Origin of the sequence: Actinokineospora inagensis DSM 44258 (assembly GCF_000482865.1) — a bacterium.
Lineage (GTDB): Bacteria > Actinomycetota > Actinomycetes > Mycobacteriales > Pseudonocardiaceae > Actinokineospora > Actinokineospora inagensis.
Genome location: NZ_AXWW01000005.1, coordinates 62457 through 75145 on the forward strand (window position 1 = coordinate 62457; position 12689 = coordinate 75145).

Consider the following 12689-nt stretch of genomic DNA (forward strand, 5'->3'; position numbering starts at 1 on the left):
GAGGTGGTGGGTCGCACGCCCGGTGGCCGGCCGAGGTAGTCGACGGTGGTCTGCGGGCGCGCCAGGGATTCTTGGTAGGCGTGCTCGTGCTGGCGCCGGACGCGTTCGACGTGGTCGGGGCCGAACCTGGGACCGCGCCCGGTTTTAGATGACGTGGACGTCTGTGAAGCCGCGGGCGGTGGCGACGTGTTCGGCCTCGGCGGCGATCGTCTTCACGGTGGTGGCGGGGAGGGGCTCGAACGGGTCGAGGGTCAGGGTCAGGGTTTTGCCGGTGGTTTTGGTGCGCCAGGTGCCCGCGATCTCGCCGTGGATGAGGAGGGCGCCGGGGTTGCCGATGACCTTCCACACCTGTTTCTGCCGGGTGACGTCGGGGACCAGCAGGGCGCGGTCGCGGGTTTGCAGCCAGGGGTCGAGTGGGGGCAGCAGCCGGACCACGTCCGGGGTGGGGGCGGTGCGCAGGGTGTCGAGGTCGGACTCGGGGAACCAGCGGCCGTCGCCGAGTTCGACCAGGTTGGTGGGCCAGGCGGGTTTGACCTGGGTTTGGGTGGTGTCGAGGAACGCGGCGACGTCGGCGATGGTGGCGGGGCCGTGCAGGCGCAGGTAGTCGGTGATCACCGGGGTGGGGTCGCCGGTGGTGGGGACGGGGTGGCGGTCGGGCAGGGGCCGCAGCAGGGTGGGGCGGTGTTCGGCGTGGACGGTGACGCCCGCGAACAGGCCGATGAGTTGGAAGAGGCTGCCGTAGACGTGGGTCGTGGCGCAGGGGCCGCAGTCGAAGGCGTATGCGGCGGGCAGGCGGGCGGTGAGTTCGCCGCTGACCTGGCCGCGTGGTTTCTCCGTGTCGACGACCTCGCGCAGGGCGGTGGCGGCGGTGGTGTAGGCGTGCAGGCCGGGGACACCGACGCGTTTGAGGGCGGTGCCGCAGGCGCCGAGGCGGGCCCACGCGTCGGCGTCGGTGCGCGGCCACAGCGCCCCGGCGAGGGCGGTGACGTCGGCGCGGCGCAGCAGGTGCGGTGCGCCGCGGTGCGCCCAGAGGGTGACGAAACCGTCGAGGTCGGGTTCGCCGGGGAGGCGGGCGGCGAGGGCGACCTGGGGGGAGCGGCTGCCTGCGTCCTGCACGCCGAGGTCGAACACGGCCAGGTCGGTGGCGGTCGTGGTGTCGCGGTGCAGGCCGTGGCGCAGGGCGCGGTAGGCGATGGTCTGCTCGCGGGGGATGTCCAGGTGCGCCATGGTGTTCCTCCGGGCTAGTCGATCGGGCTAGTCGATGCGCAGGACGCGGTAGCCCGCGACCGGGCCGGGTGTGGCGCCGCAACTGGCGGGCCGGGCGGGGCCGGTGGCGGGGCATTCGGCGACGGTGACCCGCCAGCCGCGGCCGTCGACGTGCCACACCCCGACCCGCCAGTTGCCGTCGTCGTCGGGTTCCGGGTCGCGTACGCGCAGCACGTCGGGGTGCACGGTGTTGGTCAGTTCACGCACCGCGAGTTCGGCGGCCTGCCCGGCGGGGACCCAGGTGGAGCGGCCGCGGCAGCGGTCGGTGACGACGGCGCCGTCGGCCAGCAGCGCGCGGGCGCGGGTGGTGTCGAGGTCGCCGTAGGTGTAGCCGGTGGGCAGCAGCAGCCCGGTGGGGGCGAAGCGGTGCCCGCCGATGTGGGTGCACTCCCACACGGCCTCGCCGTGGGTGGCGGCCAGGTCGTCGGCGACGGGGCGGCCGCGCACGGCGCAGCACAGGTCGCGGCGGCCGTTGGTGCACACCAGCAGCAGCGGCCAGGTGACCGGCTGCCCGAACCCGCCGACCACCCCGGCGCCCGCGGCGGCGAAGTCGAGGTCGAGCAGGTGTTTGGCGTCGGCGAACACGTCGCGGCGCAGGAACGCGCGGCCGGGGGTGGTGTGCGCGAGGTAGACGTGCCGGGGCGCGGGGCGGTGCCGGTCGGGGTGGCGGCCGGGTCGGCGGATGAGCACGACGCGGACGCCGGTGCCCCGGGCGCGGGCGGCCAGTTCGGCGGCCAAGCCGGTGTCGAGGTGGCTCTGGGCGAGCGCGTCGCGGCCCCACGGTCCGGGCTGTTCGAGGCACAGCCAGGTCGTGGCGGTCGCGGCACTGCCCGCGAACGGTTCGTCGAGGGCGCGCGACACCGCGGAGCAGGCGGTGGCGGGCAGCGCTGGGGGAGTGGTCGCCATCGCGCACAAGGCTCTCACGGAAGATACCGCCGTTCGAGTGCACCCACGGTATCCGTCGGGTGAAGATCACGGGTCGGTGCGGCCAACCGCCCTGGTCAGCCTGCCCGCGACCACCGCCAGCCGGTCGACCAACTCGGGTGGGGACCGGACCTCGAACTCGCAGCCGAGCAACGCCAACCACATCGCGAGCCCGTCGAGGGAGTTGCCGCCCGCGCGCAGGACGCAGCGCCCGTCGTCGAGCGGTTCGAGGACCCCGGAGGTGGGGGTGACCTGCTCGGCGGCCCGCTCCAGCGGCAGGTGCAGGGTCACCACGGCCTGGTGGCGGTAGGCGGCGTTGGACAGCCCGTAGGCGGTGTAGGCGGCCACGTCCCCACCGGGCGGCTCACGTGGCGCGAACTTGGGGCCGGTGGGGGTACGCGGGGTGAGCCGGTCGACGCGGAAGGTACGCCAGTCGTCGCGGTCGACGTCGAAGGCGACCAGGTACCAGCGGCGACCGGTGTGCACCAGGCGCAGCGGCTCGACCTGCCGCAACGACTCCTCCCCGGCTCGGGCCCGGTAGTCGAACCGCAGCCGCTCACGGTCGCGGCAGGCCGCCGCGATCACCGCGAGGGTGTCGGCGTCGACGGTGGGGCCGCGCCCGGTCAGCGGCAGCACCGCCGACTGCAGCGCATTGACCCGGTTGCGCAGCCGCGCCGGCAGCACCTGTTCGAGCTTGGCCAGCGCCCGCACCGACGTCTCCTCGATCCCGGCCACCGAACCGCTCGCCGCCGAACGCAGCCCGACCGCGACCGCGACGGCCTCCTCGTCGTCGAGCAGCAACGGCGGCAACGCGGCCCCCGCGCCGAGCCGGTAGCCACCCGCGGTGCCGGTCGTGGCGTGCACCGGGTAGCCCAGCGAGCGGAGCTTGTCCACGTCGCGGCGCACGGTGCGGTCGGTGACCCCGAGCCGGTCGGCCAGGTCGGCGCCGGACCAGTCGCGGCGGGTCTGCAACAACGAGAGCAGCCGCAGCAGGCGGGCGGAGGTTTCCAACATGCCCGCAGTGTCCCAGCCGTTGCGGACGACACCTGTCCGCAACGGCTCGTAGAGTTCCCGCCGTGCCCACGCCCGTGCTGACCCGCCGCGCGCTCAACCGCGCCCTGCTCGCCCGCCAGTTCCTGCTGGAGCGGGTGCCGCTGTCCCCGTTGGCGGCGATCACGCACCTGGTGGGGCTGCAGGCCCAGGCGCCGCACCCGCCCTACATCGGGCTGTGGTCCCGGCTGGTCGACTTCGACTTCGCCGAACTGTCGACGTTGCTGACCGAGCGTCGGGTGGTCCGGATGGCGAACCTGCGCTCCACGATCCACCTGGTCACCGCCGCCGACGCCGCCGGGCTGCGCGCCGCCGTGCAACCGGCCGCCGACCGCGGGTTCCGCGGCCTGGTCGGCCGCGCCTTCGACGACCTGGACCAGGCCGCGGTGGCCGAACACGCCGCCGCGCTGCTGGCCGCCGAACCGATGACCGCGACCGACCTGGGCCGCAGGCTGGGCGAGCGCTGGCCCGACCGCGACCCGGACTGGCTGGCGAACCTGGCCCGCACCCGACTCCCACTCGTGCAGGTCCCGCCGCGCGGGCTGTGGGGGTCCTCCGGCCGCGCCCGGCACACCCCCCTGTCGACCTGGCTCGGCGAACCGGCGGGGGAGACCATGCCGGTCGACGAGCTGGTCCGCCGCTACCTGGCCGCGTTCGGCCCGGCCACCCCCGCGGACGCGCAGACCTGGTCGGGGCTGACCGGGCTGCGGGAGGTCTTCGAGCGCCAGACCGACCTGCTCGTCTTCCACGACGAGGACGGCCGCGTCCTCTACGACCTGCCCGAGGCACCCCGACCCGACCCGGACACCCCCGCGCCCGCCCGGCTGGTCGCCGCCTTCGACAACCTCGTCCTCTCCCACGCCGACCGGTCCCGGGTCATCGCCGACGAGCACCGCACCCCGGTGATCATGGGCTCGGGCAACGGCAACGTACTGCCCACCGTGCTGGTCGACGGGGTCGTGGTCGGCACCTGGTCCACCCAGCGCACCCGGGGGATCGCGCGACTGGAGGTGCGGCCCTACGTGCCGGTCGCCGCCAGCGACCGCCGCGCCGTGGAGGCCGAGGCGCGGCGGCTGCTGGCGGCGACGGAACCGGGAGCCGACACGGTGGACGTCCGGTTCCCGGCAACCTGACCAGCCCCGTGAGTCAGCCCGTGACCAGGATGAGGGTGAACCCGTCGTAGCCCTTCTCGCCGACGGTCTGCACGGCGGTGGCCTCGACCCGCGGCTCGGCCTTGATCAGCTCGTGCATGGCGCGGATTCCGACCACGAACGGGCTGTCGTCGGCCGGGTCGGCGATCTTGCCCGCGCGGACCACGTTGTCCACGACGATCACCGAGCCGGGTCGGGTCAGCTTCAACGCCCAGGTGAAGTAGTGCGGGTTGTTGTTCTTGTCGGCGTCGATGAACACCAGGTCGAACGGCTCGTCGGCGGGCAGCGTCGGCAGCGTGTCGAGCGCGGCGCCGACGCGCACCTCGACCCGGTCGGCGAGCCCGGCGTCGGCGATGTTGGCGCGGGCGACCTCGGCGTGCGCGGGGTCGAACTCCAGGGTGGTCAGCCGCCCGTCGTGGGGGAGGGCGCGGCCGAGCCAGATGGTGCTGTAGCCGCCGAGGGTGCCGATCTCCAGGATCCGGCGGGCGCCGCGGATGCGGGCGATCAGGTTGAGCATCCGGCCCTGGGGCGGGGAGACGGCGATGGCGGGCAGGCCCGCGTCGTGGCTGCGGCGCAGCGCGGCGTCGAGCACCGGGTCGGCGGGCAGCAGGGCGTCGGTGAGGTGGGCGTCGACCGCGGCCCACAGTGATTGGTCGGTCACGGACGCCACCCTATGCCGTTGCGGTCATATTCAACGCCCGAGATACGCGTGGTCGTGGCGGGGGGAGACCCTCGACCTGCACCGGAGGTTCACCCTCAACCTCTACTTGAGGTTCACCCGGTGGACCGTCGTTGACCCGCGACTGTCGGTGGGTTGCCATAGACTCCCGGTCATGTCGATCACCGGCGTGCAGCGGTCCTGGCCCGCCACCAACGCCACCGACGAACTGCGCCTGCACTGGGAGTTCCTCGACTTCCTGCGCGCCACCGCCCTGATCAAAGCCACCGGCCTCACCCCCGACCAGGCCATCGAGACACCCCTGCCGACCTCACCGCTGATGAGCGTCCTCGGCGTCGTCAAGCACCTCACCGCCGTCGAGCGCTACTGGCTCACCCGCACCGCGGGCGGCTCCACCGCGCCACTGCTGTGGGACCCCGACGACGCCACCGCCGAATGGCACATCGGCCCCCACGACACCCCCACCGCCGTCCTCGCCGCCTACCGCGACGAATGGACCACCGCCCGCGACGCCTGCGCCGGACTCACCCCCGACGACCCCACCCGCGGCGACCCCGACCGCACCGTCCGCTGGGTCCTGGCCCACCTCATCCAGGAAACCGCCCGCCACGTCGGCCACCTCGACATCCTCCGCGAACACCTCGACGGCGAAACCGGCGAATAACCACCCCGGGGAGGCAGGCCGGCTCGGGGTCGTTACCGCCACCAGACGGCCACGAACACGAACTCACCCCCGCCTCGGCGAACGTGCAAGCCCCCCAGGCCGCGAAACACGCCCACCAAACCCGCCTAGGCCTCCGCCAAACGCCGACACGAACAGGTGGAAACACCTGCTCCTAGGGCCGAGGCGATTGCCCGACCTCAGACCGCCCGCGGCTCCCTCAGGACGCGATGCGCCCCAACGCCCGCACTCCCGCCTCGGTCACCCGCACCACCGTGTCCCGCGTCCCGACAGCCGCGCGGAACACCACCAGGCCGCGGCACTCCAGCATCGTCAACGCCTCCGCCACCCACTGCGGCACGTGACCCGCCGGGGCGCCATCCGACCCCGCCCACAGGAAACCCGCGGGCACACCCCACAGCCCGGAGTGGAACAACACCGCCCCCTCGGCGGCGTGGCGCAAAGCTCGTGTCTCGTTCTCGGTCATCATGACCTCCCCAGGTCCCGTCCGTGGCACCGATCACAGGACTTATCGGCAGGCTGCCCGCCCACTCAAGGAACCGACACCCGGAACAGCCCCTAGCGGCGCCACGCCTCAATCCCCGCCAGCAGCTCGCGCCGCAGCGGCTCCGGTGCGAACGACGCGGCCACCCCGGCCCGCGCGACACCGGCCACGGCGTCGTCGTCCCACCCGAACACCGACCGCAGCACCCCGTACTCGGCGGCCAGCGACCGCCCCGTCACGTCCGGCACGTCGGTGTTCACCGTCACCACCACCCCGGCGGCGACCAGATCCGGCAACGGGTGCTCCGCCACCGACCCCACCAACCCCAACACCGCGTTCGACGACACACACACCTCGACCGGGATCGCCCGATCGGTCAGCATCGCCACCACCTCACGGTCCTCCACCGCGCGGAACCCGTGCCCGACCCGCTCCGCGCCACCCACCTCGACCGCCTCCCGCACACTCGCCGCCCCCGCGGTCTCCCCGGCGTGGTGCACCAACCGCAGACCCGCCGACCGCGCCGCCCGCAACACCGGCGCGAACGGCGCCAACGGATACGCCTCGTCCCCGGCCAACCCGACCCCCACCACCTCCTCGTAGCGGCACGCCAACTCGACCGTCCGCTCCAACCGGCCCACCGGCCTGCGCCGGGAGTGATCCAGGATCAACCGCACCACGATCCCGTGCTCGCGCTGCCCCACCCGCAACCCGTCCACCACCGCGGCCAACGGCATCCCCGGATCACCCACCCGATCACCGTGCGACGCCGCCGTGAACGTCACCTCCGCGTACCGGGTGCCCTGCGCCGCCTCGTCCGCGCAGAACTCCACCGCCACCCGCCGGAAATCCTCCGCCGACCGCACACACCCCCGCACCACCGAGTTCCGGTCCGCGAAATCCCGAAAACCCCGAAACCGCGACGGCACCGGCGCCACCACCACCCCGTACCGCGCCGCGAACTCAGCCAACGTCCCCGGCCGCACCGTGCTCTCCAGGTGGACGTGCAAATGCGCCTTCGGCAACGCCAACAGATCCCGCACCACCGCAGGGTAAAAGCCACCCCCACCCCACCGCCGCCGGATTTCCCACACAACCGGCAACCTTCCGCCGCCCCCGGCGATCACAACCAATGGACACCGACCAGCGAGAGGCGTGGAGAACCCCGTGGCACTCACCTTCGCCCGACCCACCGACCGCGGCCTGCACATCACCGTCCACCGCACCCGGCACACCACCACGGTCGCCGCCACCGGCCGCATCGACCTCGCCACCGAGACCCCCTGGCACGACCACCTCATGCGCGCCTGCACCGCCCCCGACGACACCACCCGGGTGAGCGTCGACCTCACCGACGTCACCTTCCTCAGTTGGGCCAGCACCGCCGTCCTCCTCCGCGCCCACCGCGCCTGCCAACGCCGCGGCCGCACACTGCGCGTCCTCGCCCGCGGCCCCGTCCTCACCGCCCTGCACCTCGCCGGACTCGACCAGGACATCACCATCTCCCCCGCCATGCGCCCGGCCCGCACCACCCGACCACACGGCTCCACCGGCTGGCTCATCGCCTGATCCGGTACTCGCCTGATCCGGTAACCCGACTGGCAGCACCCCCGGCCGACCGCGAGCCTGGAACCCGATGAACACCGCCTTCCACACCCACACCGACCAGCACCGCGCGGCCAACCGCCACCTGGCCGACCTCGCCGACCGACTACCCCGGCACACCCTGTTCGTCGACGCCGGGGCGGGCACGGGGGAGACCACCGGCCACCTCGCCCCGCGCTTCACCACCACCATCGCCCTCGAACCCGACCCCACCCACCACGAACGGCTCGCCACCAACGCCCCCACCGCCACCATCCGCGGCGAAGGCATCCTGCACGCCACCATCGACACACCCGCCGACCTCGTGTACTGCGGCCACGTCCTCGGCCACATCCCCCTCGACCGGTGGCAAACCCACCTCGACACCCTCACCGGCTGGACCGCCCACGACGGCTACTGCGTCATCGCCCTGCAAAACCCCGCCAGCGACTGCATGCGCATCCTGCGCGAGTTCGGCGGCCCCCGCCTCGACCTCACCCGCGAAGCCGTCACCGTGGTCGACACGGTGACCATCCCCGGATTCGTCCAAGCCCCCGACCTGGACACCGCCGTCGACATCGCCGCGTCCTTCGTCGCCCTCGCCCCCCTACCGGTACCCCGCGACCTCATCGAGGACTACGTCCGCACCCACTTCGCCGCCGCAGGCGGCTACCTGTTCTCCTGCACCCAGGACTTCCACCACATCACCCGCGCCTGACCACCGGAATCAGCCGCTGGTGCGGAACCGCGACACCAAACCACTCAACCGAGCCGACAACAACGACAACTCACGAGCCGCACCCCGAGTCTCACCGGCACCCTCCGCCACCGACTCGGCCACCGCCGCCACCTCCGTGATGTGACTGGAGATGTCCGACGAACCCGCCGCCGCCTCCGCCAGGCTCCGGTTCATCTCACCCGTCGTCGCCTCCTGCTCCTCCACCGCCGACGCGATGGTCAACTGGTGGTTGTTGATCTCCGCGATGATCTCGCTGATCTCCGCGATCGCCGACACGGCCGCGGCCGTGTCCGCCTGGATCGCCTCCACCCGACGCGCGATGTCCTCGGTCGCCCGAGCCGTCTCCTGGGCGAGGTCCTTCACCTCACCCGCCACCACCGCGAACCCCTTACCCGCCTCACCGGCCCGAGCGGCCTCGATCGTGGCGTTGAGCGCCAACAGGTTCGTCTGACCCGCGATCGCCGTGATGGCCTTGACGACCGTCCCGATCTCCTCACTCGACGTACCCAACCGGCTGACCGTCTCCGTCGTGCTGCTCGCCGCCGTCACCGCCCGCTCCACCACCCGCACAGCCTCACCGGCACTGCCCGCGATCGCCGACACCGCCACCCGCATCTCCTGCGAACCCGCCGCCACCGACTGCACGTTCGTCGTCACCCGCGTCGCCGACCCCGAAACCTCACCCGCCCGACCACGCCCCACCTCCGCGTCCTTCGCCAACCGACCACTCGCCGCCGACACCCGACCCGACGCGCCACGCAACTCGACCGACGACCGCTCGATCTCACCCAAGGCATCGCCGATGCTGGTGACCGCCTCGTTCAACGTCGCCGCCATCCGACCGACCTCGTCACGACCGCGAACATCGACCCGCGCCGTCAGATCACCCCGGGCCATCCCCGCCAACACCGCCGCCACCGACCCCAACGGGCGCACGATCCGACGGGTCACCACCACACCCAGCGCGATCGCGGCGACCAACGCCAGACCGAGCACCACCAACATCCACGTCTCACCCGAATCACGGGTCGACCCCGCGGCCGCCACCTCAGCCGCCCCCTCCGCGCCCCGCCTGGCCTCCAGGCTCTCCAGCGCCGCGACCGCCTGCTTGATGGCCCCCTGGACCTGACCGTCGTACGCCGCCCACCACGCCACCGAGTTCCCCGCCTCCGCCGCGGGCAACAACAACGACGTGTACAACGACCGCACCTGCGACCAGGCGTCGCTGAACGGCGCCAAATCCGCGCCCGACCCCACCAGCTCGTTGTACTTCACCACCGCCGCGTCCAACTCGGCCTCGTCGTCGGTCACCGCCTGCCGCCACGACGAACGCTCCGCGACCGGGGCCCCGGCATACGCCACCAGGTCCATCCGGACCTTGATCTCCTGCTGGTGCACCACCGACTCCTGCAACCCCGCGGCCACCCCCCGCCGGTACAACGCCGTCGCGCTGTCGGCCATCGACCCCAACGCCAGGTGCGTCGACACCGCGACCGCCACGAGCCCCACCGACGCGACGCCCAACACGGCGAAGATCTTGGTCCGCACACCACGGTCATCGAGGAACCGCATGACAAACCCCAATCCCAACCACCGACGTTGATCTACCCATCGGCAACGGGGGAGAGGAGCTGAGCGGGCCCGGCTATTCCTCACCCGCCAGGTCGGCCAACGCCCGGTACGTCCGGTTGCTCGCCGCCGCCGCCCGCCGCTGCGTCCCCGTCGCGTCGATGTAGTTCTGACTCGTGTTCAGACTCGCGTGCCCCAACAGCACCATGATCTCCACCGCGTTCGCCCCATCCTCCGCCAACCGCGTCGCGAACGTGTGCCGCAACGCGTGCAGATTCGCCCCCGCAGGCACCCGATCGTGTACACCCGCGCCCCGAAAACACGCCTTCACCAGGTAATCCAGCGCGCCCCGCCCAATACCCCCACCATCGGACCCCACCACCAGCGGCGATTCGGGACCGAACCGGGCCACCGGGAACCGCGCGGCACACGACTCCAGGTACGACTCGATCACCCGCTCCAACGGCGGCTCGATCGGGATCGACCGCTCCCGGTTCGCCTTCCCGTGCACGAACAACCGCCGCTCACCCGCCCGCCCCACCACCGACGACCGCCGCAACGCCCGCATCTCCGACGCCCGCAACCCCGCCACCAGCCCCAACGCCAACACCAGCAGATCCCGCTCCGGCCACGGCACCCGCGCCCGCCGCGCCCCACCCGCCACCGCCGCCAACAACTGCTCCGGCGTCTTCTCACCCCGCAGCGGCTTGGGGGACAGGGGAGCGGGCCTCGGCCGACCGATCGCCCCCATCGGGTTCCCGAACACCAGCTCGTCGGCCACGCAGAACTGGAAGAACTGGTTCCACGTCGACCACGCCCGCGCCACCGAACTCTTCGCGTGCGTGTCCGCGAACCGCCCGAACGCCTCCCGCAACACCCGCGCGTTCACCCCGTCCAGGTCCACCCGCTCCACCGACAACCCCAACGCCTCGGCCACCAGGGCGTTCACCCCCGCCAAATCCCGCCGATACGCCGCCGTCGTGTGCGGCGAGTCCTTCCTGGACCGCCGAGCCTGGAAGAACCCGTCCTGAGCCTCGATCAACATCACCCCCTGTACATACCCGACCACACCGACAGCCCGGCGTGGGGCATGCATAATCGCGGTTATCCATCAAACATGTGTTCGAGGGGCCCGGAGGCCGGGGTAGGCGACAGGCCGATGTGACGGCATGCTTGCGGGATGTTTTCGCGCGCCGAACCCTAGGCGTGCGTGTTCGGGGGCTTTTGTCGACGGGAGTTCGCTCTGGCACCTGTAGAGCGTCCGGGAACCCAGCAGGCGGCGATCGACAGCGAATCGTCACCGTGACGTTAGAGGGCCGTCTGGCGAGACTTCGATCAGGCGTTCTGACAGGTCGCCGTTTGCTCGATAATGTACATTATGTCAAGTAGGGCTGATCCAGGCCCGCTCCTAACGCTCGACCCACGTGCTCGGGCTGCGACCGGCCCGTAGAGTTCACCGGCCATGCACGTGAGCCTGTCGTCGGGCCTGACTGCCTCGGCAGTGCGTGGAGCGCGTCAAGTTGCTGGTCGTGCGGTTGTCCGGCCGTTACGGCGGCTACTTCCCGCAGCGTACGAGCGAGTGGAACGATCGCCTGGCCACGCAAGCTCACTACGCCGAGCACTTGACCGAGCAAGCGACAAGCTGGCAACGGATCACTCTGTTGCGCGACTACTGCGAGGCGTTGGAGCGTCGAATCAGTGATGCGCCGCACGATGATGAGCGTCTCGACGGTGCCCGAGAGTGGTTGGCCTGGGCGCGTCGGTACGTCGCCGTCGCGGACCCGTTGACGAATCTACCTGTCATGCCGATCGCGCCAGAGCCTGCGGATGCGGACATCAAGCCCTATCTCGGCAAGTGGAGCCCATATGGACCGGAGGCTGGACAGGCCGTTGGCAGTGACCCTGGCCGAGGTCAGGCGTTGGGATTGAGCTAGAACCGGATGTGCCGTATCCCGATTGTCTTGCGGCGGAGCCAGCCGCGGAGTGGGGTGTCGGTGTTCGGGGTCAGGTGGAGTCCGGCGGAGTGGGCGATGTGGTTGGCGACCTCGGCGATGGTGAGGTTGTCGGTCCAGATGTGTTCGGTGAACTTCGGTTGGGTGAGTCGCTCCAGGCAGAGGTCCAACTGCTCGATGGCCCAGCTCTCCCGGGGTGGTGTGGCGGCGCCGGTGAGGCGGGCGGCGAGGTGGCCGAGGCCGCGTTCCCAGAGGCGTTTGACGACGGTGTCGCGGTGGGCCAGGAGGGCGAAGTGGTGGACGTCGTGGCCGTGGTGGCGGAGTTGGCCGATGATGTCGTCGTAGTAGGCGGGGTTGGTCAGGGTCATCGGGACGACCACCACTCCCCCGTGCTCGCGTAGAAGTTGATCCAGGACTTCGGCGACACCGGCTCGCCAGGCGCGCAGGTCTTGGAAGTCGCGGCGCAGGGCGGGTGGGAGCATGCGGTGGAAGCCGAAGCCGGGGTGTTCGGGGTCGCTGAGGGTGGCGCCGGGGAGTCGGCGGGTGAGTTCGTGGGCGGTGTGGGTCTTGCCGCCGCCGAAGGGGCCGTTCACCCAGATGAGCATGTTT

General features: G+C 71.8%; 14 protein-coding genes. 5 read left to right on the forward strand and 9 right to left on the reverse strand.

Annotated features, from left to right (window positions below):
- Positions 1–144: 144 nt before the first annotated feature.
- From H504_RS0100335 to H504_RS0100345, 3 genes are all read right to left on the reverse strand, one after another.
- Positions 145–1227, reverse strand: a complete 1083-nt coding sequence (locus tag H504_RS0100335) for a DNA glycosylase AlkZ-like family protein (protein ID WP_026421132.1) — start codon at positions 1225–1227, stop codon at positions 145–147.
- 27 nt (positions 1228–1254) lie between these two features.
- Positions 1255–2172 carry a ferredoxin family protein gene (locus tag H504_RS0100340; RefSeq protein WP_026421133.1) on the reverse strand — a complete coding sequence of 306 codons (918 nt, stop codon included), beginning with the start codon at positions 2170–2172 and terminating at the stop codon, positions 1255–1257.
- A gap of 66 nt (positions 2173–2238) precedes the next feature.
- Positions 2239–3204 (reverse strand): helix-turn-helix transcriptional regulator, encoded by a 966-nt coding sequence (locus H504_RS0100345; protein ID WP_026421134.1) that lies wholly within the window; start codon positions 3202–3204, stop codon positions 2239–2241.
- A 62-nt stretch (positions 3205–3266) separates the two neighbouring features.
- Here H504_RS0100345 and H504_RS32570 point away from each other — a divergent pair, with 62 nt between their 5' ends.
- Positions 3267–4373 carry a winged helix DNA-binding domain-containing protein gene (locus H504_RS32570; RefSeq protein ID WP_035302860.1) on the forward strand — a complete coding sequence of 369 codons (1107 nt, stop codon included), beginning with the start codon at positions 3267–3269 and terminating at the stop codon, positions 4371–4373.
- Between the two features lie 13 nt (positions 4374–4386).
- Here the strand turns inward: H504_RS32570 and H504_RS0100355 are convergent, their stop codons facing one another.
- Entirely contained in the window at positions 4387–5052 is a 666-nt protein-coding gene (locus H504_RS0100355) for an O-methyltransferase (RefSeq protein ID WP_026421135.1), read from the reverse strand.
- A 172-nt stretch (positions 5053–5224) separates the two neighbouring features.
- Between H504_RS0100355 and H504_RS0100360 the strand changes: the two genes are divergently transcribed.
- Complete coding sequence (locus tag H504_RS0100360; RefSeq protein WP_026421136.1) at positions 5225–5734, forward strand: DinB family protein; 510 nt, start codon at positions 5225–5227, stop codon at positions 5732–5734.
- A 217-nt stretch (positions 5735–5951) separates the two neighbouring features.
- Here H504_RS0100360 and H504_RS0100365 read toward each other — a convergent pair whose 3' ends face one another.
- Positions 5952–6218, reverse strand: a complete 267-nt coding sequence (locus tag H504_RS0100365) for a hypothetical protein (RefSeq protein WP_026421137.1) — start codon at positions 6216–6218, stop codon at positions 5952–5954.
- A gap of 92 nt (positions 6219–6310) precedes the next feature.
- Positions 6311–7279: an adenosine deaminase gene (gene add, locus H504_RS0100370; RefSeq protein ID WP_026421138.1), complete on the reverse strand. Its 969-nt coding sequence runs from the start codon at positions 7277–7279 to the stop codon at positions 6311–6313.
- 124 nt (positions 7280–7403) lie between these two features.
- Here add and H504_RS38205 point away from each other — a divergent pair, with 124 nt between their 5' ends.
- The gene (locus H504_RS38205; protein WP_051385342.1) at positions 7404–7805 is read left to right on the forward strand and encodes an STAS domain-containing protein; all 402 of its coding nucleotides are present in this window, start codon (positions 7404–7406) and stop codon (positions 7803–7805) included.
- A gap of 67 nt (positions 7806–7872) precedes the next feature.
- Positions 7873–8538, forward strand: coding sequence for a class I SAM-dependent methyltransferase (locus tag H504_RS0100380; protein WP_026421139.1), 666 nt, complete (start codon positions 7873–7875; stop codon positions 8536–8538).
- A gap of 9 nt (positions 8539–8547) precedes the next feature.
- On the opposite strand, the gene H504_RS43505 is transcribed toward H504_RS0100380, so the two are convergent.
- Together H504_RS43505 and H504_RS0100390 are read right to left on the reverse strand one after the other, a co-directional pair.
- On the reverse strand, positions 8548–10131 hold the full coding sequence (locus tag H504_RS43505; protein ID WP_035302863.1) for a methyl-accepting chemotaxis protein: 1584 nt from the start codon (positions 10129–10131) through the stop codon (positions 8548–8550).
- A 73-nt stretch (positions 10132–10204) separates the two neighbouring features.
- Positions 10205–11173 (reverse strand): tyrosine-type recombinase/integrase, encoded by a 969-nt coding sequence (locus H504_RS0100390; protein WP_035302866.1) that lies wholly within the window; start codon positions 11171–11173, stop codon positions 10205–10207.
- 460 nt (positions 11174–11633) lie between these two features.
- On the opposite strand from H504_RS0100390, the gene H504_RS0100395 reads away from it, so the two are divergent.
- Positions 11634–12062: a hypothetical protein gene (locus H504_RS0100395; RefSeq protein ID WP_026421141.1), complete on the forward strand. Its 429-nt coding sequence runs from the start codon at positions 11634–11636 to the stop codon at positions 12060–12062.
- Here H504_RS0100395 and H504_RS0100400 read toward each other — a convergent pair.
- A complete protein-coding gene (locus tag H504_RS0100400; RefSeq protein ID WP_026421142.1) occupies positions 12059–12685 on the reverse strand; it encodes an AAA family ATPase in 627 nt (208 codons plus the stop codon). The two genes, H504_RS0100395 and H504_RS0100400, sit on opposite strands and share 4 nt — an antisense overlap.
- Positions 12686–12689 lie beyond the last annotated feature (4 nt).

Excerpts from the sequence above, each read along its gene's own strand:
- H504_RS43505 (WP_035302863.1), bottom strand. The coding sequence starts at position 10,131 with ATGCGGTTCCTCGATGACCGTGGTGTGCGGACCAAGATCTTCGCCGTG.
- H504_RS0100345 (WP_026421134.1), bottom strand. The coding sequence starts at position 3,204 with ATGTTGGAAACCTCCGCCCGCCTGCTGCGGCTGCTCTCGTTGTTGCAG.
- H504_RS0100340 (WP_026421133.1), bottom strand. The coding sequence starts at position 2,172 with ATGGCGACCACTCCCCCAGCGCTGCCCGCCACCGCCTGCTCCGCGGTG.
- H504_RS0100380 (WP_026421139.1), top strand. The coding sequence starts at position 7,873 with ATGAACACCGCCTTCCACACCCACACCGACCAGCACCGCGCGGCCAAC.
- H504_RS0100400 (WP_026421142.1), bottom strand. The coding sequence starts at position 12,685 with ATGCTCATCTGGGTGAACGGCCCCTTCGGCGGCGGCAAGACCCACACC.
- H504_RS0100390 (WP_035302866.1), bottom strand. The coding sequence starts at position 11,173 with ATGTTGATCGAGGCTCAGGACGGGTTCTTCCAGGCTCGGCGGTCCAGG.
- H504_RS0100365 (WP_026421137.1), bottom strand. The coding sequence starts at position 6,218 with ATGACCGAGAACGAGACACGAGCTTTGCGCCACGCCGCCGAGGGGGCG.
- H504_RS0100335 (WP_026421132.1), bottom strand. The coding sequence starts at position 1,227 with ATGGCGCACCTGGACATCCCCCGCGAGCAGACCATCGCCTACCGCGCC.
- H504_RS0100360 (WP_026421136.1), top strand. The coding sequence starts at position 5,225 with ATGTCGATCACCGGCGTGCAGCGGTCCTGGCCCGCCACCAACGCCACC.